Below are 22,119 nucleotides of genomic sequence, written 5' to 3' on the forward strand. Positions count from 1 at the left end.
AGCTGAAGCTCGCGGCGCCCGGCCACGCGCGGCGAGCTTCAACTGCCGATCACCCTCTTTGCCTTTCTTTTCCTGACTCCGGGCTCGACTCCCACGCGCAGATCTCGCCGCTTAACCGCCTCGACAACAGCGCGAGCGATCTGCTCGAAATCCTCCTCGCGCTGCGACAAATAAAGCCATTTGCCGAGCACGGGATGCGGGGCGAGCTGCACAAACTCGTCAGTGAGATCTGCATGCCGATCACGCGACGTGCACACCAGCAGTCCATTCCAAGGCTCCTCGCCGTCGCCGACCGCAAGGCAGAGCAAGCCATCTACATAAGCCGCTTCGAAGCCGAACAAGCGCTTCCTCAGAAAGCCGGGATCGTCCTCAAAGGGCTCGAAGATCCACAGCAAAGAATTCTTAACGGATGAACCCATGACCGCTCCTGTTGGCGAGCGATCATCTTAAGGCGAAGAGACTGCATAAAGGAGACGCACAATCCCACAAGGCCTCGCGCAATAGCAACCCAGGCCGGCAACCGGCCGTTGAGCAAAATGACCAACGCTCACTTAGCCGACGCGGCAGCCCCTGCTTGCGACGAACCCGTCGCCGTAGAACCGTAGCCGGTAGTATCGCTTTGAGCGATCGCATTTTGCGCAGCAATGCGAGCTTCGGCTGCTTGAATGTCCGCGGGGTAAGTCGCATCCACAGCGACGCCCGGGTTGTATCCCGCCTGCTCGATCTGCTTCAGCTGAGCCTTCACTTCCGCGCGCGTGAGCGGCTGCTCCGACTGTGCAAGCGAGACAACTGGCGCGGCCACAACGACAACCAGCGCGACTGTTTTGATAAGCGATTTCATGATGCTTGCCTCCGGGAATGATGTACTCCGATGCCGCAGCGGATCGTCGGCACCATTCGCGGATTTTAGGAAGCCCTTATTGCAGGGAAAACCCCCAATGCAGTAATTCACTCTTGCAGCAAATGACAAGTCGGCGTGCTGTAATGGACGGTGTAAAGAATGAAGGCACTTCGTCAAACGCCGTGCCGCACGTCGACCTTGTACGCGGTGACTTGCCGGTAGGTGTCTCCTGCTCGAACAATTACATCGCCCTGTTCCGCCGGCATGTTCACCTGGTTCGGAAAGCCGCCTGCTTCGAGGCAAAGCCCTGCATGTGCCTGATAAACCACGCCGCCGCGTCCCGCGTCTCCTTTTAACCAGTTGCCGCTGTAAAACTGCAAGCCACGCTGGTCGGTTGACACGGTCAATTCCCGTCCGCTCCCCGGATCGTAAAGACACGCGACTTCGCGCATATGGCCGGCTTGATTGGCGCCAGCAGCCGCCTCGCGCAGTACGTAGCAATGATCGAAGCCGCCCGCTTGCACGAGTTGTCCGTGCGGCCAGTCGAGGCGGGCGCCAATCGGCGCGCTCTGCCGGAAGTCGAATGCATTGCCCGCTACATCCGCAAGCCTGCATGGAATCATTGCTGCATTGACTTCAAAGAACTGATCGGCGTCGATCGACAGCACGTGTCCGCGAATATCCGTGCCTGCGCGGCCCGTCAGATTGAAATACGCATGACTTGTCAGATTCAGCGGCGTGGCGGCGTCGGTAATGGCTTCGTATTCGATGGTCAACGTGCCGTCATCGTCGAGCGAATAGCGCACCTGCGTGGTGACGTTTCCTGGAAAGCCCGCGTCGCCTTCCGGCGACTCGAGCCGCATGAGCAGCGATCCGTTGTCCTCGCTGACATCCCACATCGCACGATGGAAACCTATGCTTCCTCCGTGCAGCAGGTTCGCGCCCTCGTTGCGGTCGAGCGTGTACTCGATGCCATCGAGCGTAAAACGTGCATCGGCAATGCGGTTCGCCCAGCGGCCGATCAGCCCGCCCATATACGTCGTGGCCGCGACATAATCGGCCGGCGTGTCATGCCCGAGCAGAATATCGCCGAGACGTCCGGTGCGATCCGGCGCATGCCACGAAATGAGCGTCGCGCCAAGGTCGCTGATGGCGATCTTCATGCCGTGCGCATTGCGCAGCGTGAAGAGCCGTACCGGATCGCCGCCATTGAGCGCGCCCCAGGGCTCGGATGAAAGTTGTGCGATGCTGATCATGTCGTCGATAAAAATTTGAGAAGTAAACGCATGCTCAGCCTGGCGTGGAAGCCTGGGTCGAGTTCACGCGATCCTGGTACTCGCGCGGCGTGCACCCGAGTTCACGCCGGAATACCGCATACATGTATTGGAGCGACGTGAAGCCGCAACGTATCGCCACTTCCGCACTCGATGCATCGCGCTTTGCAAGCAGCGCCTTCGCGACATCGAGTTTATGGCGCAGGATTTCCTGATGCACGGTGCATTTGCGTTCGCGTCGAAAGTACTCTTCCAGCGACGAGCGCGACACGCCCACGTAATCGGCCACCTGTTCGGTGCGAATGCCCTGGCACGCGTACTGACGGATGAAATGCCGCGCGCGCATCACATACGGACTCGCAAGCGGTTCGTGTCTTGTCGACTCGAGCACGTTGATCCCGACGGGCGGCACGAGAATGCGCCGCCCAGGAAAGCGTGCACCGCGCAGCATCTGATGCAAAAGGTGGGCGGCGGTGCGCCCCATTTCTTCGGTGCCCTGTATCACGGAGGAAAGCGGAATGCGTGTGAGCGTCCGCGTTAGCGGGTCGTTGTCGATGCCGATAATCGCGACCTCTTCCGGTACCGGAATGCCGGCAATCAAGCACGCTTGCAGCAAATGGCGCGCGCGCGCATCGGTCACGGCGATAATGCCGACGGGCTTGGGCAACTCGCGCAGCCACGCAGTCAGCTGTTCGGTCGCCTGGTTCCATGAAGGCGCGCTGGTCGACAGTCCGCGATAAATCTCACCCTGAATCTGCTCGGCGCTGTGTCCGTCCGTGCTGCGCAGATGCGCGAATGCAATTTCGCGCTGCTGCGCCCAGCGGTTCTCTTGCGCTTGCGGCAAGCTGTAAAGCGCAAAGTGTTCGAGGCCGGCGCCAATCAGATGCGTATAAGCCAGTGAAACGAGCTTGCTGTTGTCGGTCGCGATATAGGGTAAATCCGGGGGATACTGTGACGGGTCTTCGAACGACGATCCCACCGCGACGACCGGCAATGGGCAATCGCGCAATGCTTCACTCACGGCAGGATCGTCGAAATCCGCAATGATTCCGTCGCCGTCGAAGCGCTCGATACCCGTCAAGCGGCAACGAAAATCTTCTTCCAGAAAGAGGTCCCACGCCACGCGTGTGGACAGCAGGTAGTTACCAATGCCAGTAATGATCTCGCGATCGTAGACCTTGTTCGCGTTGAACAGCAGCGCGATCCGATGGGTCGTCTGTGGAGTTTGCGGACGGGTCATGGCGGTGCTGGGCATGCGGACAATTAAACCCGCAAAGCCTTCGTCTCCTATGTCGACAGAGCAGGCGCTGCAGCGTCTATCTCCGGCTCGATGTTTTTAAGCGTCCGGTTATTCTAGGCCGCGAATCGCGCACCGGTGCAAAACAAAATGGCGGGCGGTGAGAAACATCAAGCACGCTGCGCAATTTCGCAATTGCCGATGCTTGCGGCAAGCGGCAGCATGGCGTCACCTTATTGACCGGCGCGGCCATGTCCGCACGGGTTGCAGTGCAACAAATACTGGAGACGCTGATGTCCTACTTCGAACACATTCCCGAGATTCGTTATGAAGGCCCGCAGTCGGACAACCCGCTTGCGTACCGTCACTACGACAAGAACAGGAAGGTACTCGGTAAAACGCTCGAAGAACATCTGCGCATTGCGGTGTGCTACTGGCATACGTTCGTCTGGCCGGGTGTCGATATTTTCGGTCAGGGCACATTCAAGCGCCCATGGCAGCAGTCCGGCGACGCAATGGAAATGGCGCACCTGAAAGCGGATGCCGCGTTCGAATTCTTCTCGAAGCTGAGCACGCCGTATTACACGTTCCACGATACCGACGTGGCGCCCGAAGGCAGCAACCTGAAAGAATACAGCGAGAACTTTTCCCGCATAGTGGACTATCTCGCACGCAAGCAGCAGGACACCGGTATCAAGCTGCTGTGGGGCACGGCCAACCTGTTCTCGCATCCGCGTTATGCTGCGGGCGCGGCTACGAGCCCCGATCCAGAAGTATTCGCATTTGCCGCGACGCAAGTACGACACGCACTGGACGCCACTCAACGGCTGGGTGGCGAGAACTACGTGTTGTGGGGCGGACGCGAAGGCTACGACACGCTGCTCAATACCGATCTCGTGCGCGAACGCGATCAACTCGCGCGCTTCCTGCATATGGTCGTGGACCATGCGCATAAGATCGGCTTCAAAGGCTCACTGCTGATTGAGCCAAAACCGCAGGAGCCGACCAAGCATCAATACGATTACGATGTCGCGACCGTGCACGGATTCCTGTTGCAATACGGGCTTGCGAAAGACATTCGCGTGAACATCGAGGCGAATCATGCAACGCTTGCCGGTCACTCGTTCCATCACGAGATCGCAACGGCTTTTGCGCTCGATATCTTCGGCAGCGTAGATGCGAACCGCGGCGACCCGCAAAACGGCTGGGACACAGATCAATTCCCAAATAGTGTGGAAGAACTGACGCTCGCGTTTTATGAAATCCTCAAGCACGGCGGGTTCACCACGGGCGGCATGAACTGCGATTCGAAAGTTCGGCGGCAAAGTGTCGATCCGGAAGATCTGTTTTACGGTCACATTGGCGCGATCGACAACCTCGCGCTTGCCGTGGAACGCGCGGCTGTGCTGGTCGAAAACGACCGTCTCGACCAGTTCAAACGCCAGCGTTATGCGGGCTGGGACGCCGAGTTTGGACGCAAGATCCTGTCGGGCGACTTCTCACTGTCGGCGCTCGCCACCGAAGCGCTGTCGCGCGATCTGAACCCGCGTCATGCCAGCGGCCAGCAGGAGCGCATGGAAAACATCGTCAATCAGGCGATTTATAGCGGACGCTGAAGAGCACTGTTGCACGTGAATAAAACGCGCGGACATATACCGCGCGAATAAAAAAGCTTTGGGTTGTCGCTTGTCCGGACCTGCGGCTCGCAGCGCAGGCCGTCCAATCCGGAATTCCGGCTATCAAAAGAAGGAGACAGAAATGAAATTCGCAACACGTCGTACTGTACTGGGTTCGCTCGTATGTGGAGCGGTGCTGGCCACCCTGTCACTGGTGGCGCCACTTGCGCATGCCAGCAAGGATCATCCGGAGATCGGCTTCTGTATCGACGACCTTCGCGTCGAACGCTGGTCACGCGACCGTGACTATTTCGTCGCGGCTGCGGAAAAACTCGGCGCGAAAGTATCCGTGCAATCCGCCGATGCCAGCGAGGCGCGGCAAATCTCGCAGATTGAAAACCTGATCTCGCGCGGCGTCGATGTCATCGTGATCGTGCCGTTCAATTCCAAGACGCTCGGCAACGTGGTCGCCGAAGCCAGAAAGGCAGGCATCAAGGTCGTTTCCTACGATCGCCTGATTCTCGACGCCGACGTTGACGCCTACATCTCGTTCGACAACGAGAAGGTGGGAGAACTGCAGGCGGAAGGTGTTTATAAAGCGCAACCGAAGGGCAACTACTTCCTGCTTGGCGGCGCGCCGACTGACAACAACGCGAAGATGCTGCGCGAAGGACAGCTCAAAGTACTGAAGCCCGCCATCGACAAGGGCGATATCAAGCTAGTCGGGCAGCAATGGGTGCCGGAGTGGAGCGCGTCCACCGCGCTGCGCATCGTGGAAGATGCACTGACCGCCAACAACAACAAGATCGACGCAATCGTTGCGTCGAACGACGGAACCGCCGGCGGCGCGATCCAGGCACTGGCCGCTCAGCACATGGCGGGGAAGGTGCCCGTTTCGGGTCAGGACGCCGACCTCGCGGCGGTCAAGCGGCTGATTGCGGGCACGCAGACCATGACCGTCTACAAACCGCTGAAGCTGATTGCGGGCGAAGCGGCAAAGCTCTCGGTCGCGCTGGCGAAGGGTGAGAAGCCTGCCTTCAATGCGCAATACGACAACGGAAAGAAGAAGGTCGACACGGTGCTGCTGCAGCCTACGTTGCTCACCAAGAGCAACGTGGATGTAGTCATCAAGGACGGCTTCTACACCCAGGCCCAGCTCGCGAGCCAATGAGCGTAACGTGCGCGCGGTTGATGTCGATACATGCGGCAGCGTATCGGCATCAACGCGCGCCCTGCAGCGAGGCATAGCGAATGACGCAACCGTTACTGACGATGCGCGGCATCGTCAAAGCATTTTCAGGTGTGAAAGCACTCGACGGCATTGACCTGACGGTCTCGCCGGGCGAGTGCGTCGGCTTGTGCGGCGAGAACGGCGCAGGCAAATCCACGCTGATGAAAGTACTGTCCGGCGTGTATCCGCACGGTACCTGGGATGGCGAAATAATCTGGGAAGGCAAGCCGCTCAAGGCAACGAGCATACGCGACACCGAACGCGCGGGCATCATCATCATTCACCAGGAGTTGATGCTGGTGCCCGAGTTGTCGGTAGCGGAGAACATCTTTCTCGGCAATGAAATCACCCTGCCGGGCGGCCGCATGAACTACGCGGAAATGTACCAGCGCGCAGACGAATTGCTGCGCGAACTCGGCATTAGCGGAATCAACGCGGCGCAACCCGTCATGAATTATGGCGGCGGCCATCAGCAGTTGATCGAGATTGCCAAGGCGCTGAACAAGCAGGCGAAGCTGCTGATTCTCGACGAACCGTCTTCTTCGCTAACCTCGTCCGAGATTGCGATTTTGCTCGACATCGTGCGCGATCTGAAGCGGCGCGGCGTGGCCTGCGTCTACATCTCGCACAAGCTCGACGAGGTCGCAGCAGTTTGCGACACGATCACCGTGATCCGCGACGGGCGGCATGTCGCCACCGAACCAATGCATGCGCTTACCACGGACCGCATTATTTCGTTGATGGTCGGCCGCGAGATCAAGAACCTGTTTCCCCGCGAGCCGCATCCGATCGGCGACGTCATTTTCGAAGCGCGCAACGTAACCTGTTTCGACGTAACGAATCCGCGCCGCAAGCGCGTAAGCGATGTGTCGTTCGAATTGCGGCGCGGCGAGATTCTCGGCGTGGCAGGCCTAGTCGGCGCTGGTCGCACGGAGCTGATGCAGGCGATCTTCGGCGCTTATCCTGGCGTGAGCGAGGCGACGGTTTTAATGGAAGGCAAGACCGTGAAGATTCGCGCGCCGATCGACGCGATTCGCGCGGGCATCGGCATGGTGCCTGAAGACCGGAAGCGGCATGGCATCGTGCCTGGTCTAAGTGTCGGTCACAACATTACGCTCGCGGTTCTGCAGCGCTTTTCTTCTGGAGGACGTATCGATTCGGCCGCCGAACTCGACACGATTCACACGGAAATGAAGCGACTCTCCGTACGCGCCGCGCATCCTATGTTGTCGATCGCGAGCCTTTCGGGCGGCAATCAGCAAAAGGCGGTACTCACGCGAATGTTGCTGACCGACCCGAAAGTACTGATCCTCGATGAACCCACGCGCGGGGTCGATGTCGGCGCTAAATTCGAAATCTACAAACTCATCTTTCAACTGGCGCAGCGCGGCATGTCGATCGTGATGGTGTCGTCCGAATTGCCGGAAGTCCTCGGCATCAGCGATCGTGTGCTGGTGATCGGCGAGGGCGAATTGCGTGGCGATTTCGTCAACGACGGCCTCACGCAGGAAGACATTCTCAGCGCCGCTATCCGTCCCGTGCAGCGAGTCCCGAACCCAACCGCAGCGAGTGCCGCATGACGCCCGACGTTACTTCACAACGCGCCGACGATACCGCGCCGCGAGGCGCATTCGGCGGCTCACAGCGTATCCAGCAACTGTTCGCGCGTTACAAGATTCTCGCGTTGCTGATCGCCGTGGCCGCTATCTGGATTTTCTTTTCGGTTCTAACGCATGGCGCATTCGTGACGCCGCGCAATCTGTCGAACCTGCTGCGGCAAATGTCGATTACCGGCATGCTCGCATGCGGCATGGTCTTCGTGATCATTGCGGGTGAGATCGATTTGTCGGTCGGTTCGCTGCTCGGTTTGCTCGGCGGCGTGGCAGCAATACTCGACGTGAACCGCCATTGGCCGATAGGCGTCACGTTGCCGGTGGTGATGCTGCTCGGCGTGCTCGTCGGCGTTTTCAACGGATGGTGGTCCACCTACCGGCGCGTACCTTCGTTCATTGTCGGCCTGGGTGGCATGCTCGCCTATCGCGGCATTCTGCTCGGCGTGACGGGCGGCTCGACCATCGCGCCGGTGTCCGACGGTTTCGTGTTCGTCGGGCAAGGCTATTTGCCGACGCTTGCAGGCGATACGCTGGCTGTGGTGTTGTTCGTATTGCTCGCGTTTCTGACCCTACGTCAGCGCCGCAATCGCGAGCGATACCAGTTGAGCGTGGTGCCGGTCTGGCAGGACGTCGCGAAGGTGATTGGCGCAGGTGTGATCCTGGCGGGCTTCGTTGCGACGCTCGATCGTTATGGCGGCATCCCGGTGCCCGTTCTGTTGCTGCTTGCGCTACTCGGCATTTTTACGTGGATTGCTACGCAGACTGTATTCGGACGACGCATCTATGCGGTCGGATCGAACCTCGAAGCGACGCGTCTGTCTGGCGTCAACACGAATCGCGTGAAGCTCGCCATTTTTGCGTTGATGGGCCTGATGTGCGCGTTTGCGGGCATCGTGAATACGGCGCGGCTGGCGGCGGGTTCGCCATCGGCGGGGTCGATGGGCGAGCTCGACGCGATTGCGGCGTGCTTTATCGGCGGCACGTCGATGCGCGGCGGTTCCGGCACCGTGTACGGCGCATTGATCGGCGCGCTCGTCATGGCAAGCCTCGACAACGGCATGTCGATGCTCGACGTCGACGCCTATTGGCAGATGATTGTGAAAGGCAGCATTCTCGTGCTGGCCGTCTGGATCGATGTGGTGTCGGGCTCGAACAGGCGGTGAGTCGGTTGGCTATGGGGCGGCCCCGCCCCAAGTCACCACCGGTCACCCACAATTAATGAAGCACCCCACGACTCCCACCCAACCTCGCGCTTTGACGAAAGCCGCGATTCGGCGCCTCTACCGCTTCATCCGACGAATTTAAGTTCGCGCCCGCTCCCCCGTCTTACTACTATTGCGGGAACGCAGGGCGCGAAGTGGCGCCTTCACAGCTTGTTACCGGCGGCAAGCGGATAGGCAATCGTCATGAAGCGCAGAACCTTCCTTGTTGGCGGCGCGGGTGCGTTCGGCGCGTTGCTGGTCGGCTGGTCTGTGCTGCCTGTGCGGCAACGCCTCACCACGGCCGCGCCGCTGCCCGTCGAGGGCACGCAAGCGGCGCTCAACGGCTGGGTCAAGATCGCGTCGGACAATACCGTCACGATCATGATGTGCAAAGCGGAAATGGGTCAGGGCATCCATACCGGCCTCGCGATGATCCTCGCGGAAGAACTGGACGCCGACTGGTCGCGCGTGCGAGTCGAAGACGCGCCGATCGACAACATCTACAACAGCGTGCAAAGCGTCATTGACGATCTGCCGGTTCGTCCCGATCACGACAGCATCACGAAGCGCACGATCGTCTGGTACACGCGCAAATTGATGCGCGAGGCCGGCACGATGATGACGGGCGGATCATCGAGCATTAACGACCTGTGGACGCCGATGCGCGAAGCGGGCGCCTCGGCGCGCGCGATGCTGATCGCGGCTGCGGCGGCGCAATGGCACGTGCCGGCCGGCGAGTGCGTGGCGCAGGGCGGATACGTGAGTCATCCGTCGGGGCATAAGGCGAGCTTTGGCGAGTTGTCGTCGATGGCGGCTCAGCAAGCTCTGCCCGACAAGGTCACGTTGAAAGATCCCGCCGGTTTCAAGCTGATTGGCAAGCCGCTGCCTCGTATCGAGGCCGCTTCGAAGCTGAACGGCACCGCGCGTTTCGGTATTGACGCGTTGCCCGACGGCCTGCTCTACGCGAGCGTTGTAATGTGTCCCACCCTTGGCGGCACGGTCGCGAGCTTTGACGCGGCGTCGGCGGCGAAAATGCCGGGCTGCATCAAGGCTCTCGCCTTCCCGGCGTACAACGGCGGCACGGGTGGCGTTGCCGTGATTGCAAACAACCCGTTTCGCGCGATGAACGCGGTCGACGCCATCAACGTAACGTGGAAGCACGGCGCCGCGGCATCGCTCTCGAGCGCGGAAGTGGAGCACCGCCTTGCGCTCGCACTCGACGACGGCGACGGCCACGCGTACTACCATCGCGGCGACATCAACGACGCATTGAGCCGCGCGGCACACACCGTCAGCGCCGAATATCACGCGCCGTATCTCGCGCATGGCGCAGTCGAACCGCTCAATTGCACGGTGCAGGTCGCGGATGGCGCGGCGACCGTATGGGTGTCGACGCAAGTGCCGGCTCTCGCGCGGCATCACGTAGCCAAGGTTTTGCATATCGACGACGACAAGGTCACCGTGCATGCGCAGTTGCTCGGCGGCGCGTTCGGGCGGCGTCTCGAACTGGATTACATTGCACAGGCCGTGGTGATTGCACGCGAGGCGGACGGCCATCCTGTTCAAACGTTGTGGTCGCGCGCACAAGACTTCACGCATGATTTCTATAGGCCGGCATGCGTTGCCCGGTTGAGGGCCGGCCTCGATAACAACGGCAAATTGATTGCGTGGCACAGCGCATCCGCGAGTCAGGCGATCGTGCCCGAAGCGCTCTCGCGCTATTACGGCGTGCCGCGCCTCCCGATCGATAAAACCACCTCTGAAGGCGCATTCGATCAGCCATACGAATGGCCCGTCGTGCGAGTGGCGCACAAGATCGTGGAATTGCCGGTGCCGGTCGGCTTCTGGCGCTCAGTCGGACATTCGCATCAAGCCTTCTTCACCGAAAGCTTCACCGACGAACTCGCTGCCGCCGCGGGCCAGGATCCCGTGGCGTTTCGCGCGGCGCTACTGGCGCAGCACCCGAGGCATCTGGCGGTGCTGCAGCGCGTGGCCGCGCTGTCGGAATGGCACGAGCCGTTGACCCATGCCGCCGATGGCGCGCCGCGTGCGCGCGGCGTCGCGCTTCACGAGGCGTTCGGCAGTGTGGTGGCGCAAGTCGCGGAAGTATCGATCGGGCCGCGCGGGCGAATCCGCGTGCATCGCGTGGTGTGTGTTATCGATTGCGGCTTGCCTGTGAACCCCAATCTGATCCGTCAGCAGATGGAGAGCGGAATCGTATTCGGTCTCTCCGCTGCATTGCAGGACGAGATCACGATTGTGAATGGGCAGGTGGAACAGAAGAACTTCGTCGACTTTCCGGTGGTGCGGATCAACGATTGCCCGGTGATCGAAACCGACATCATGCCGAGTCGTCTGCATCCACAGGGTGTCGGCGAACCGGGTGTGCCGCCGGTCGCGCCCGCCGTGGCAAATGCGGTGTTCGCGCTGACCGGCAAGCGGCTCCGCACATTGCCCTTGAAGCTCACGTAAAGCGGGAGACACGCATGCGATCGCTGAACATCAACGGCCGAGCGGTGGCAGTGGAAGCGGAGCCCGATATGCCGCTGTTGTGGGTGCTGCGTTGCGAACTCGGCATGACCGGCACCAAGTTCGGCTGCGGCGTCGGCATTTGCGGGGCGTGCACCGTGCACCTGAACGACAAGCCGTGCCTGTCGTGTCAGACGCCCATGTCTACCCTGGATACGCAGAAGGTAACGACCATTGAAGGGATGCAAGGCGCCGAGGCCCAAGCATTGAAGGCTGCCTGGATCGATCTCGATGTGGTGCAGTGCGGCTATTGCCAAAGCGCGCAACTGATGGCCGCCTGCGCGCTCCTAAAACAGAAGCCGCGCCCGACTGACGCCGACATCGACGCGGCAATGAGCAACATCGTATGTCGCTGTGGCACGTATCCCCGCGTGCGCGCCGCGATTCACGAAGCGGCGAAGCGCCGGCCTGTGTAATAGCTGGCGCTCCATGGGCGATGGGAGTTAGCCCGCCAGCAACTCGACCACGGCCACGACGGCCGTGAAGATACCAATGCACCCGCCCAGTGCTGCTGCGCTTTTCATGAACGACGACATAGATTGGCCTCGTAACGTGTTGTGGTTGGTGGCACGTATTTAACCGCAATTGAAAGGCAAAAGAAATGTCTACAAAAATAAATCGTAAGCTTTCGCGCCGGTATTACGGGGCGTGGGTCACCGGCGTTGCCTGCTGTGATCTGACGGGCGTCGCCCCCGGTGATGTCGTCACATGCGGTGCCGCTGCCTGCGTCTCCTCCCAACCGCCGCCGAGAGCAAGGAACAGATTGACCTGGTCGATGGCCACCTGGCCTTCCGCGACTGCCACCTGAGATTTCGTCGACGTTAGCGTGCGGGTAGCGTCCAGATCCGAGATGAACGACTCGCGGCCCGCGCGATAGAGCCGATGCGTTTCGTCAGCGGATTGCGTCGCCGACTGCAGCGCGGCACGCAATGCGTCGGCGCGAGCGTAGTCGGAGGCATAGGTGGCGAGGCTCGTTTCGGTTTCGCGCAATGCGGTCAACACGACGCCGTCGAAGCGCGCGAGCGCGACCTGACTCGACGCCTGCGCTTCGCGTACGCGGCCACGCGCACCGTTCGCCGGGAACGTCCAGCTGATCAGCGGACCGAAACCCCAGCGCGCGGTCGGCGAAGTGCCGAGGTCTTCCAGAACGCCCGTCAAACCCGCCGATGCGCCGATGCTCACAGTCGGATACAGCGCGCCGGTAGCGACGCCAATGCGCGCCGTGGATGCGGCTAACTGACGCTCGGCCTCGCGCACGTCCGGTCGACGCTTGAGCAGCGCTGCGCCGTCGCCCACCGGAATCGGCTGACGGATCTGCGGCAGCTTTTCGCAAGCGAGAACGGCGGGCGGCAGGTCCGACGGCGCGCGCGCGAGCAAAGCCGCGAGCCGGTACTGCGCAATCTTGCGGCGCGCGGTGTAGCGCGGAATATCCGCGAACAACGTATCGACCTGCGTCTGGCCGCGCGTGACTTCCGTTTGATTGCCACGGCCGGCATCGCGCAGACGGCGCGATACATCCACGCGTTGTCGCTGCAATGCGAGTGACTGCTGCGCGATCTTCAGTTCCTCGGCCGCCGAGCATTGCTCGACGTAGGCGCGCACCACGTCGGCGACCACCGTGATTCTTGCGAGATCGCCGGCGGCCTGCACGGCCTCGGTGTCGGCTTGCGCCGCTTCCACGCCGCGCCGAAGCTTGCCGAACAGATCGATTTCATACGCGACGTTGATGCCGATGTTGCCTTCATTCACGACCGGCAGTTTTTCAGTCAGCAAGTATTGTTCGGCCGATTCCTGCGCGCGTTCAATCGCAACCGAGGCCTTGCCGGAAAACCCGCCCTGCGCCTGCGCGACGCCCAGCGCCTCGCGCGAGCGCGCGAGATTGGCGGCGGCCACGCGCAAGTCGGTATTCGATTGAAGCGCTTCGTCGACGAGACCGTTCAGCACGGGATCGTCGTACAGTTTCCACCACACAGCCGGTACGTTGCCGCGCGAAGTGAGCGAAGCGTCCGCGCCCTCGATCTGCGCATTCGCGAGCGGCGCGTTGACGAGTGCGTCTTTAGGCAGCGAGTAGTTGGGCCCGACGTTGATGCAGCCATTGAGCGCCGCCGTCAAAGGCAGCAGTGGCAACAGCCACAGTCGGCGTTGCAGTTGCAGTTGCGGTCGCGTCAGCCCGAGCGAACGCAGAAACGGCACGGTGCGCGGCAGTTTCATTGCGAGGCGCCCGAAGTGGCCGCGGCACTCGCAGGCGGCGCAGCGGATGCGCTCGAAGCTCCCCTGACATGCGAAGCGCGCGCATTCGCCAGGTCGCGCACCGACACCGTAGCGGTGCGCCCGGCGATCATGCGGAAATCTGCGGGCACTTCATCGAGCGCGACGCGCACCGGAATGCGCTGCGCAAGCCGCACCCAGCTGAAAGCGGGATTCACGTTCGGCAGCAGATTGGAGCCTTGCGTGCGGTCGCGATCTTCAATGCCCGCGACGATGCTTTGCACGTGTCCGCGCAGCAAATGCGGCTCGCCCATCACGTTAATGTCGACCGGCTGGCCGATGTCGATGCCGCCCAACTTGGTTTCCTCGAAGTAGCCGTCGACACGAAACGAATGCATATCGACAACCGAAAGCACCGCCCGCCCGGCAGCAACGAATTCGCCGGCACGCGGCGCGCGGTCGTTCAGGTAACCGTCCACTGGGCTCATGATCGTCGCGCGTTGCAGGTTCAGCTTTGCGGTGTCGATTGCGACGTTCGCGTCCGCGAGCGCCGCTTCCGCCTGGTCCACGCGCGAGCGGCTTTCTTCCGCGACTTCGGCGGCCACCAGATTGCCGAGTTTGCGATTGCGTACGTCCTCACGGCGCGCCTGATCGAGCGTGGCGCGGCGTTGCTGCGCGGTGGCCTGCGCCTGACGCAGCGCGAGCGTGTAACGCGCCTGGTCGATGACGAACAGCACCTGGCCTTGCCTGACCTGCTGGTTGTCCACCACTTCAACCGATGAGATCAGCCCCGACACGTCCGGCGCGACCTGGATCACGTCGGCGCGCACGTGTCCGTCGCGGGTCCACGGCGCGAACATGTAGTAGCCGACCAGCTTCCACAGCACGAGTGCCGCGGCCACGACGACGATCAGGGTCAGCACGATCTGACCGACGGAGAACCAGGTTTTTTTCACGTTGATTTCACGAAACGAGTCTGTGCGAAACGACGACGACAAGGCCCAGCACCAGCACATAGATGCCGAGGTCGAAAATGGAGCGATGCCACACGAAGCGGTAAAAGCCGACGCGCGCGAGCGCCGTGCGAATGGCGAGGTTGATCAGATAGGCGACCAGCATCAGCACGAGCACGGCTGGCACGAACACGCCGAAGATATCTATTTCACCGATCATCGCGGGAAGGGAGCAGAGTGTTGAGCGGCGGCATTACGCGTTCGCCTCAGTTGCGGGCGGCGTGGGTGTTTGCAGCGTGGCTGGAAATAGCGAAAGACGCAAGCCGACAAGCGCATGAAGCGCTTCGCGCAAATGACGTGCCGAAGCCTGCGAGTTCGCGCCCGGCGCGCCGGCATTGGCGAGCCCTTGTGCAATGACGCGCGCAACGGCCGAATCGATCGACGACATCAGGCTGTCCGGTACCGGTTCGCGCGAGCGACGGTTCACGCAGTTTTCATAATAGGCGCGCACGCCGTCGAGCGCGCGGTCGATCGCGGCGGGCGCTTCGCCGCCGAGCTTGCGCGTGAGACGTCGCAGATCAAGTGCATTGAACGCAATGCGCAGGTCGCGAAAGCTTTCGATGGAAGGATGACGATGGTCGTCAGTTGCCGCAAGCCGCGGGATCAATTGCATCAAACGGTCGAGCATGCGGGCCGCGTGATTGCGCGGGTCTTCAATTGTCCGCGTGGACGCGGTCAACGCGACGTCGGTCCAACTCGAACGCAACAGTCGCGCTGCGGCAAGTTCTGCGCCGAACGGGCGCGTGACTCGCGTCCACAGATACGCATACAGCAGCCCCGCGAGGCCCGCGAGATTGCTGTTCAGAAAGGTCAGAAAGTTGGCGTCGTAGGCGTCCTGAATGCTGATGAACGTGGCGGTGTTCACGGCGACGAGCACCGTGGCCAGGTTGAACTGCGGACGCGGAATCAGCGTGCCCACGAGAATGAACGGCGCGGCGAAGAGGACCACCAGCATCGGAAAGTCATGCACGTGCGGCAGCACCGCGAACAGATAGACGCCTGCCGCCACCACGGCGATAGCCGTAGCGACGAAAAAGCGGAAGACCATTGGCGCGGGTTCGTCGAGCGCGGCAAAAAAGCAGCAGGCTACTGCGGCAAGTGTCACGGCGCTGGCGCCGTCTGCCCAGCCCGATCCGATCCACAGACTGCACGCGAGAATGACAGCCGCCGCCGCCGATCCGGTGGAGAACAACATCATGCCGCGATCGTAGAAGCGCTCGGTGCCACCGAGCCGCCAATGACGGAAGCGAGGCCGCCATGATCCCTCTTCACGCGTGATGATGATGCGCAACGAGCGGCAGTCCTGCCATACGTCGATGACTTGCCTCATGCGCCATAACGCATTCGACAGCAATGCGCCGTCCCACGTCGCGAGCGCGGCGGGCGGCGGCTGCATCGCTGCAATGCGCTCACGCAGCGCATCTGCGGCGGCGTCCGGGTGATTGCCCGCGCTGGCTGCCGGCAGAGGCGCGTTGAACCACTTGATGACGTCGGTGAGCAGCGCCTCGAGACCGTCCGGCCACTTGTGACTGCCACTGTTGTACAGCGCGAGCAGCGGATCGGCGAGCGACGACATGATCGGCAGCAGCAATTGCATGCGTCCGCGAAGTTCCTGCGCGCGCGTGAGAATGTCGGGGCGTGTGTGGTCGTAGGCCAGTTGGCTCAACAGCAATTCCAGGCCGTTGATGGTGGTCGCGAGCCGCTGCCGCGCGGCGGAAATCGCCGTGCCCGCGATGCGGCCCGACAGCGTTTCGGTCGCGTAGAACGCGGCGTCGCGAAACCATGCGTCGGTCCGTTCGATGATGGTCGGCGCGAGCCGGCTCGGAAACACCACGCTGCCCACGATGCTCGCGCAAACAATGCCGAGGGTGATCTCTTCTGTGCGGCTAACGGCAAGATCGAACACGCCAGCCGGATTCGTGACCGCGGGCAGCGCGATGATCGGCATCGTATAGCTCGCGAGCAGGAACACGTAGCTGCGCGCAGTGCGGTCCGATACGGCGAGATAGAGCAGCGTGCCGACCCAGAGCGCGAGAATCACGCTGAACAGATACGGAGATTCGACGAAGGGCGGCACGAGCAGTACAGCCGCCGACGCGCCGAGTGCGGTGCCGAGCGCGCGATAGATCGCCTTTGAACGCGTTGCGCCGACGAACGGATTCGACACGATATAGACGGTCGCCATTGCCCAGTAGGGCCGTGGTAACTGGAGCGCCAGACCGATGTACAGCGCGATCATCGCGGCGGCAAACGTCTTGACCGAGAACAGCCAGTCGCGAACGGAGGGGTAGATCATGACGCGTTACGCCGATCTGTTGACGTTGCGTGGCGCAGTTGTGCGGCTGGGGCGGCTTGTCTTTTTGACCGGGCTCGCGGACCGCGTCGACTTCGCGGCACTGGCGCTTTCGGACTCTTCCGCGGAATCGGCTGTGAACGCGGCAAGCACGCGCAAGGTGGCTTCGAGGTCGCTGCGTGAAACGCCCTTGAGCGCCTGCGCGCGCAGTGTGACCAGTTCCTCTTCCATTTTCTCGGTCACCGCGCGGCCCGCTTTTGTCAGCACCACCGTTTTGGCGCGGCGGTCTTCGGGATCTTCGTCGCGACGCATCAGCCCCGCGGCACACAGTTGGTCCAGCAGGCGCACGAGCGAAGGTCCTTCGATGCCGATGTAATCGGCCAGCGTGACCTGACGAACCGCCTCGCCGAGCCGGCTCGCGGTGAGCAACGGCGTGGCGCAGGCCTCGGAGACGTTGAACGCGGACAGCACGCCATGACTCGTGCGCCGCCATTTTCTGGCAGCGATCACGAGTGTGCTGCTTACTTTGCGGCGTAAGGCGTCGAGATTCGTCATGGCCGGTATTGTATTTCCAAAACAATCGTTAGCAAACTATCGAATTGGAATTTTTAGCGGCGCATGGCGACGCGCGAGCGTCACGCGACCAGTCCGAGCCGGATCGTCCGCGCGAGATCGTCGAGCTGAAAAGGTTTACGCAGTACCGTGCAGCGTTCTACCGCAAGACCCGAGATGTCGATGTCGGCATAACCGGTGGCGAGAATCACCGGCAAATCGCTGCGCATCTTGCGCGCCTCGGCGATCACGTCGATGCCGTTCATGCCGGGCATCGCGAAGTCGACCATCAGCAGGTCCGGGTTGTCGTCCCGCAGGCGGTTGAGTCCGGCTCGTCCGTCAGCGGCTTCCGTCACGTGATAGCCGAGCATTTTCAGCGACTCGACGAGCATGGCGCGTACTTCGCTGTCGTCTTCGATCACCAGCACGCGCTTTTCGCCCACGGCGTTCGCTTCGATATTGGACGCCTCCGCAGCCTGCGGCGCGACGGGGTCGCGTAGCGGCAACCACACCTCGACCGTCGTACCGGCGCCTTCCTCGCTGAAGAGTCTCGCGGTGCCGCCTGCTTGCCGCGCGATGCCGTACACCTGGCTGAGGCCCAGTCCCGTCCCTTTGCCGATCGGCTTCGTCGTGAAGAACGGATCGAACACGCGCGACACGATGTCGGGCGGTATGCCCGAGCCGGTATCGGTGACTTCGATCACGACATAGCGGCCTTCGGCAAGCGTCTGATCAGGCGCCGTGCGCTGCTTCACGCGGACACTGAGCTGGCCGCCGCCGGGCATTGCATCGCGCGCGTTGATCGCGAGGTTGAGCACGGCCAGTTCCAGCTGATTGGCGTCGGCCTGGGTCCACATCTCGTCGCTTTCGAAATCGTTGCTGTAGCTGATACCCGATCCTAGCGACACGGTGATGATGTCGCGCATGCCTTGCAGCAACGCGACGACGTCGACGGCCTTGAGGTCGAGGTTGCTATTGCGCGAGAACGTCAGCAACTGGCCGGTCAGTTTCGCGCCGCGTTCCGTCGCGCGTTTGACCGTCGCCGCCATACCGCGAATGCGCTCGTCACTGCTCACCCGGGAGATCAGTTCCGAGTTGACCATGATGACGTTCAGCAGATTGTTGAAGTCGTGTGCGATGCCGCCGGTGAGTTGGCCGAGCGCTTCCATCTTCTGCGATTGCACGAGCACGGCCTGCACTTTCGCGCGCTCGTGAATCTCCATCATCAGCCGGTTGTTGGCTGAAGCGAGCTCGTGCGTACGTTCGGCGATGCGGCTTTCGAGCGAGTCGTTCAGTTGCACCAGCGCTTCCTGCGCTTCGATCCGCTCGGCCAGATGGCGGCGCGATTCATACTGCCGCGCACGGGCGCGCAGCGCCGAGGCTACCGCGCGGCGCAGTGTCTCGGAGTTCAGCGGACGTTCCAGCACGACCACGTTGCCCAGGCGCTCCAGCACTTCGATCCCGCGCGCCGAGCGATGCCCCACGCGCGTGGCCGCAAGCAGAATGAACGGAAAGTCGGACCACGCCGGCTGCTGCTCCAGCCAACGGAATAGACGCGTTGCATGCTCGCCGGCGAGCGCTTCTTCAGCGATGAGCGCGCTACCCGCGCCGGCGTCGAGCGCCTCGGTGAGGGCGTCCGCGTCGCGGCACGGCACGCATACACGATGATCCTTGTGCAGGACCTCGGCAATGACATCGGCGTCGCGGCCAAAAGGCGCGAGAATCAGGACCCGTTGCTCCATGACGTTACTGCCGCGACGTGTCGATGACACGCTCCGTCGTGCCAAGTAGCGCCGTGGTGCCGCGATAAGACGGCAAACCGGAAAGCACGCCTTCGAAGTCGCGCAGCGCTTCGCCCACTTCGACGCCGTGGCTCGTGAGCCGGAACTGGCGGATCGAGCGTTCATGGGCGTTAGCGCGGCTCTTTACCGCCGTCACGGCGGTCAGCACTTCACCGTGGTGTTCGAAATAGCGGAACAGAATGACGACGTCGCTCAGGTAGCTGATATCGATATCGTTCTGAACCTCGCCGATAATCCCATGCTGTCCCAGCACGAGCATCGTCATGACGCCTTGCTGGTTCAGATACCCGAGCAATTCGTGCATCTGCAACAGCAGATAGCGCTCGCCGGGCATTGCTTGCAGGTATGCATTGAGACTGTCGATCGCGACATATTTCACGCCTCTCTTCTCGACGGAGGTGCGAACGTCGCTCGCGAATTCGCCGGGCGAGATCTCGGCGGGATCGATCTGACGCAGCGTCAATAGTCCATTGTCGACGTAGGGCTGCAGATTCATGCCGACCGTGGCGCAACGCGCGACGAGGGTGACCAGCGTTTCGTCGAAGACATAGTAGACACAGCGTTCGCCACGTTCGAGAGCCGCAATCAGGCATGAAATCACGGTGGTGGTTTTGCCGACACCGGAAGGGCCGATCAACAGTGCATTGGTGCCGGGTATCAGTCCGCCGCCGAGCAGCGCGTCGAGGCCTGCAGTGCCCGTGCTCACCACATGTGTATCGAATTGCGTGTGATGTTCGGCCGCGACGAGGCGCGGATAGACATGGATGCCACCGGTGTCGAGCGTGAAGTCGTGGTATCCCTCGCGGAACTTGATGCCTCGCATCTTGGCAATGCGCAGGCGCCGGCGATTGCCACCATAGTCGTGCACGACGTTGTCGAGCGCGATCACGCCGTGAGCGATGCTGTGCAATTGCACGTCGCCCGGGTCGGACGTATTGTCGTCGAGCAGCAAGACCGTGCATGCGCGCGTGGCGAAATAGCGTTTCAACGCGAGGATTTGCCGCCGGTAGCGCAGTGCGTTCTGCGACAGCAGGCGCAACTCGGACAGACTGTCGAGCACGATCCGCACAGGCTTGATCTCGTCGACTTGCTGGATGACGTTTCGCACCGTTTCGCCGAGTTCGACCTCGGCCGGATGCAGCACCGTCTGCTCGAATTGCGGATCCAGACCTTCGTCGGAGAGCAGTTCCAGGATGTGGAACTGGCTCAAATCCCAGCCATGGCTGTCCGCTACCGAGATGAGTTCCGAACGCGTCTCGGACAGCGTAATGTACAGACCTGCCTGCCCTTCCTCAGCGCCCTGAAGTAAAAATTGCAACGCCAGGGTGGTTTTACCCGTTCCCGGCGCGCCCTCCACCAAGTACATGCGGTGCGGGGTGAGGCCGCCTCCCAGGATGTTATCGATTCCCTCGATTCCTGAGCAAAGGCGGTTAGGCTTGTGAGTGGCAGCGTCTTTTGACATAGCGTGGTTATAGCATCGAATAATTGGCCTGGTCCGTCAGCCGGTATCGCCAGAATGCAAGTTGCATGCCTATTGCGAAAAAACAGTAGTTGGACGGTGTGCGGCGGCACAAAAACGTGCTCAGCGCCTTGTCAGTTCGCATGGGTACTGCGCCTAAGGGAGGCGTCTGCCGGTCTCGGATAAATGAGCCTTGGGTGTTCCCAGAGTCACGACGACGCCGGCCGCCATGTCCAGTCCCGTCGTTGCGAGCGCTGCAGTTCGACGACCGCGAGCGGTCGGATTTCAATGCGCGAAAACACCGCTGGCGATGTGCCCAACACATGGACGATCGCCGCGCGGACCAGCGGCGCATGCGTCACGGCGACCACGTCGTGGACAGCCTGCGACGCGCTATCTGGCGCGACGTCTATTGCGTCGAGCCATTCGCCGATCCGCTTCACGACCTGACTGAACGATTCGCCGCCGTGAGGAGTGGCGTCGGGGTCGTGTGTCCAGGCTGCCAGCGCGTCAGGCGCTTGCGCGGCGAGATCGTTGAGGCATTGGCCGCGCCACTGGCCGTAGTCGACGTCCGAGAGCGCGGCGTCCACCTTCGCAGCGAGGCCGAGCGCCAAGGCCGTTTCGCGCGCGCAGGCGGCGGGGCTGACGAATGCGCTTGCATTGTCCGCGAACGACAGGCGCACTCGCGCAGCTTGCGCCTCGCCGAGGCCACGAGCGTCGAGCGGATCGTCGGCGGGAAAGCGGCCCGCGCGCATGGCCGCGGTCGGCGCATGGCTGACCAGTAACAGTCGCAGGTTCATTTTTGAGTTCCCGTCAATATGCGCTCGTGTCGCTGTGCGATAGCTGGCGCGGAAGTTTAGCGCGTAGAATAGCCGCACTGCGAAGCGCGGAAGCCGGTGAAAGCCCGGCGCGGTCGCGCCACTGTAATCGGCATCACAAGCCGAAAGCCAGACCTGAGCTTCGCATCATTCCTCTGCAATCGACTACGGGGCGCGCAACCCCAGGAGATGTCCATCATGACTGAAGCTGTTTTCGATACCGCCGGCCAGCCCGCCATTCAGCCCACGCCGATTCCGTTGCGTGAGCTGCTGCCCTGGGCCGTGTTCGGAGGATTGCTGCTGTTGCTCGCGCTGTATTTCGTCGGTGCGGAACAGGGCGCCATGTCTTTAGTGCCTGGCATGTACGTGCATGAGTTCGTGCACGACGGTCGCCATCTGCTCGGCTTTCCCTGCCACTAACGGAGCAGAAC

Annotated in this window: 19 protein-coding genes and 1 riboswitch; of the genes, 7 read left to right on the forward strand and 12 right to left on the reverse strand. The window is 61.8% G+C overall.

Annotated features, from left to right (window positions below):
• Window positions 1–38: 38 nt before the first annotated feature.
• The 4 genes from OH764_RS18390 to OH764_RS18405 form a co-directional block, all read right to left on the reverse strand.
• The gene (locus OH764_RS18390) at window positions 39–419 is read right to left on the reverse strand and encodes a hypothetical protein (RefSeq protein WP_498850234.1); all 381 of its coding nucleotides are present in this window, start codon (window positions 417–419) and stop codon (window positions 39–41) included.
• Between the two features lie 128 nt (window positions 420–547).
• The gene (locus OH764_RS18395) at window positions 548–841 is read right to left on the reverse strand and encodes a DUF4148 domain-containing protein (protein WP_498850235.1); all 294 of its coding nucleotides are present in this window, start codon (window positions 839–841) and stop codon (window positions 548–550) included.
• A gap of 173 nt (window positions 842–1,014) precedes the next feature.
• Window positions 1,015–2,097 carry an aldose epimerase family protein gene (locus OH764_RS18400; protein ID WP_498850236.1) on the reverse strand — a complete coding sequence of 361 codons (1,083 nt, stop codon included), beginning with the start codon at window positions 2,095–2,097 and terminating at the stop codon, window positions 1,015–1,017.
• 34 nt (window positions 2,098–2,131) lie between these two features.
• Window positions 2,132–3,355, reverse strand: a complete 1,224-nt coding sequence (locus OH764_RS18405; protein WP_498850237.1) for a XylR family transcriptional regulator — start codon at window positions 3,353–3,355, stop codon at window positions 2,132–2,134.
• 290 nt (window positions 3,356–3,645) lie between these two features.
• On the opposite strand from OH764_RS18405, the gene xylA reads away from it, so the two are divergent.
• The 6 genes from xylA (at window position 3,646) to OH764_RS18435 (ending at window position 11,959) form a co-directional block, all read left to right on the forward strand.
• Entirely contained in the window at window positions 3,646–4,968 is a 1,323-nt protein-coding gene (gene xylA, locus OH764_RS18410; protein WP_498850238.1) for a xylose isomerase, read from the forward strand.
• Between the two features lie 142 nt (window positions 4,969–5,110).
• A complete protein-coding gene (xylF, locus tag OH764_RS18415; protein WP_498850239.1) occupies window positions 5,111–6,139 on the forward strand; it encodes a D-xylose ABC transporter substrate-binding protein in 1,029 nt (342 codons plus the stop codon).
• 80 nt (window positions 6,140–6,219) lie between these two features.
• Window positions 6,220–7,779, forward strand: a complete 1,560-nt coding sequence (gene xylG, locus OH764_RS18420) for a xylose ABC transporter ATP-binding protein (protein WP_498850240.1) — start codon at window positions 6,220–6,222, stop codon at window positions 7,777–7,779.
• Window positions 7,776–8,975 carry a sugar ABC transporter permease gene (locus OH764_RS18425; RefSeq protein ID WP_027778052.1) on the forward strand — a complete coding sequence of 400 codons (1,200 nt, stop codon included), beginning with the start codon at window positions 7,776–7,778 and terminating at the stop codon, window positions 8,973–8,975. The genes xylG and OH764_RS18425 overlap by 4 nt, the downstream gene beginning before the upstream one ends.
• Window positions 8,976–9,218: 243 nt before the next feature.
• A complete protein-coding gene (locus OH764_RS18430; protein ID WP_498850241.1) occupies window positions 9,219–11,486 on the forward strand; it encodes a xanthine dehydrogenase family protein molybdopterin-binding subunit in 2,268 nt (755 codons plus the stop codon).
• 14 nt (window positions 11,487–11,500) lie between these two features.
• Window positions 11,501–11,959: a (2Fe-2S)-binding protein gene (locus OH764_RS18435; RefSeq protein WP_498850242.1), complete on the forward strand. Its 459-nt coding sequence runs from the start codon at window positions 11,501–11,503 to the stop codon at window positions 11,957–11,959.
• Window positions 11,960–12,182: 223 nt separating this feature from the next.
• Here the strand turns inward: OH764_RS18435 and OH764_RS18440 are convergent, their stop codons facing one another.
• The 8 genes from OH764_RS18440 to OH764_RS18475 form a co-directional block, all read right to left on the reverse strand.
• A complete protein-coding gene (locus OH764_RS18440; RefSeq protein WP_498850243.1) occupies window positions 12,183–13,754 on the reverse strand; it encodes an outer membrane factor lipoprotein domain-containing protein in 1,572 nt (523 codons plus the stop codon).
• Window positions 13,751–14,707 (reverse strand): HlyD family secretion protein, encoded by a 957-nt coding sequence (locus tag OH764_RS18445; protein ID WP_498850244.1) that lies wholly within the window; start codon window positions 14,705–14,707, stop codon window positions 13,751–13,753. Before OH764_RS18445 ends, OH764_RS18440 begins: the two co-directional genes overlap by 4 nt.
• Window positions 14,708–14,714: 7 nt before the next feature.
• Window positions 14,715–14,924 carry a DUF1656 domain-containing protein gene (locus tag OH764_RS18450; protein ID WP_020068937.1) on the reverse strand — a complete coding sequence of 70 codons (210 nt, stop codon included), beginning with the start codon at window positions 14,922–14,924 and terminating at the stop codon, window positions 14,715–14,717.
• A gap of 33 nt (window positions 14,925–14,957) precedes the next feature.
• Window positions 14,958–17,060: an FUSC family protein gene (locus OH764_RS18455; RefSeq protein ID WP_498850245.1), complete on the reverse strand. Its 2,103-nt coding sequence runs from the start codon at window positions 17,058–17,060 to the stop codon at window positions 14,958–14,960.
• A 6-nt stretch (window positions 17,061–17,066) separates the two neighbouring features.
• Window positions 17,067–17,612: a MarR family winged helix-turn-helix transcriptional regulator gene (locus tag OH764_RS18460; protein WP_498850246.1), complete on the reverse strand. Its 546-nt coding sequence runs from the start codon at window positions 17,610–17,612 to the stop codon at window positions 17,067–17,069.
• Between the two features lie 80 nt (window positions 17,613–17,692).
• Window positions 17,693–19,351, reverse strand: coding sequence for a hybrid sensor histidine kinase/response regulator (locus tag OH764_RS18465; RefSeq protein WP_498850247.1), 1,659 nt, complete (start codon window positions 19,349–19,351; stop codon window positions 17,693–17,695).
• A gap of 4 nt (window positions 19,352–19,355) precedes the next feature.
• Window positions 19,356–20,873, reverse strand: coding sequence for a P-loop NTPase family protein (locus OH764_RS18470; RefSeq protein WP_498850248.1), 1,518 nt, complete (start codon window positions 20,871–20,873; stop codon window positions 19,356–19,358).
• Between the two features lie 206 nt (window positions 20,874–21,079).
• Entirely contained in the window at window positions 21,080–21,670 is a 591-nt protein-coding gene (locus OH764_RS18475; protein ID WP_498850249.1) for a histidine phosphatase family protein, read from the reverse strand.
• A 78-nt stretch (window positions 21,671–21,748) separates the two neighbouring features.
• A riboswitch (adenosylcobalamin (AdoCbl) riboswitch) is annotated at window positions 21,749–21,835 on the forward strand.
• A 51-nt stretch (window positions 21,836–21,886) separates the two neighbouring features.
• Here OH764_RS18475 and OH764_RS18480 point away from each other — a divergent pair.
• Window positions 21,887–22,108: a CbtB domain-containing protein gene (locus OH764_RS18480; RefSeq protein ID WP_498850250.1), complete on the forward strand. Its 222-nt coding sequence runs from the start codon at window positions 21,887–21,889 to the stop codon at window positions 22,106–22,108.
• The last annotated feature ends 11 nt before the right edge of the window (window positions 22,109–22,119 follow it).

Source organism: Burkholderia sp. M6-3, assembly GCF_050858985.1.
In the GTDB taxonomy this organism is placed as follows: Bacteria; Pseudomonadota; Gammaproteobacteria; order Burkholderiales; family Burkholderiaceae; genus Paraburkholderia; species Paraburkholderia caledonica.

What these genes read in the sequence shown, in the direction of transcription:
- OH764_RS18465 (WP_498850247.1), bottom strand. Translation starts at nt 19,351, where the DNA reads ATGGAGCAACGGGTCCTGATTCTCGCGCCTTTTGGCCGCGACGCCGAT.
- OH764_RS18430 (WP_498850241.1), top strand. Translation starts at nt 9,219, where the DNA reads ATGAAGCGCAGAACCTTCCTTGTTGGCGGCGCGGGTGCGTTCGGCGCG.
- xylG (WP_498850240.1), top strand. Translation starts at nt 6,220, where the DNA reads ATGACGCAACCGTTACTGACGATGCGCGGCATCGTCAAAGCATTTTCA.
- OH764_RS18470 (WP_498850248.1), bottom strand. Translation starts at nt 20,873, where the DNA reads ATGTCAAAAGACGCTGCCACTCACAAGCCTAACCGCCTTTGCTCAGGA.
- OH764_RS18460 (WP_498850246.1), bottom strand. Translation starts at nt 17,612, where the DNA reads ATGACGAATCTCGACGCCTTACGCCGCAAAGTAAGCAGCACACTCGTG.
- OH764_RS18440 (WP_498850243.1), bottom strand. Translation starts at nt 13,754, where the DNA reads ATGAAACTGCCGCGCACCGTGCCGTTTCTGCGTTCGCTCGGGCTGACG.
- OH764_RS18455 (WP_498850245.1), bottom strand. Translation starts at nt 17,060, where the DNA reads ATGATCTACCCCTCCGTTCGCGACTGGCTGTTCTCGGTCAAGACGTTT.
- OH764_RS18435 (WP_498850242.1), top strand. Translation starts at nt 11,501, where the DNA reads ATGCGATCGCTGAACATCAACGGCCGAGCGGTGGCAGTGGAAGCGGAG.
- OH764_RS18400 (WP_498850236.1), bottom strand. Translation starts at nt 2,097, where the DNA reads ATGATCAGCATCGCACAACTTTCATCCGAGCCCTGGGGCGCGCTCAAT.
- xylA (WP_498850238.1), top strand. Translation starts at nt 3,646, where the DNA reads ATGTCCTACTTCGAACACATTCCCGAGATTCGTTATGAAGGCCCGCAG.
- OH764_RS18405 (WP_498850237.1), bottom strand. Translation starts at nt 3,355, where the DNA reads ATGACCCGTCCGCAAACTCCACAGACGACCCATCGGATCGCGCTGCTG.
- OH764_RS18425 (WP_027778052.1), top strand. Translation starts at nt 7,776, where the DNA reads ATGACGCCCGACGTTACTTCACAACGCGCCGACGATACCGCGCCGCGA.
- xylF (WP_498850239.1), top strand. Translation starts at nt 5,111, where the DNA reads ATGAAATTCGCAACACGTCGTACTGTACTGGGTTCGCTCGTATGTGGA.
- OH764_RS18390 (WP_498850234.1), bottom strand. Translation starts at nt 419, where the DNA reads ATGGGTTCATCCGTTAAGAATTCTTTGCTGTGGATCTTCGAGCCCTTT.
- OH764_RS18480 (WP_498850250.1), top strand. Translation starts at nt 21,887, where the DNA reads ATGACTGAAGCTGTTTTCGATACCGCCGGCCAGCCCGCCATTCAGCCC.
- OH764_RS18475 (WP_498850249.1), bottom strand. Translation starts at nt 21,670, where the DNA reads ATGAACCTGCGACTGTTACTGGTCAGCCATGCGCCGACCGCGGCCATG.
- OH764_RS18395 (WP_498850235.1), bottom strand. Translation starts at nt 841, where the DNA reads ATGAAATCGCTTATCAAAACAGTCGCGCTGGTTGTCGTTGTGGCCGCG.
- OH764_RS18450 (WP_020068937.1), bottom strand. Translation starts at nt 14,924, where the DNA reads ATGATCGGTGAAATAGATATCTTCGGCGTGTTCGTGCCAGCCGTGCTC.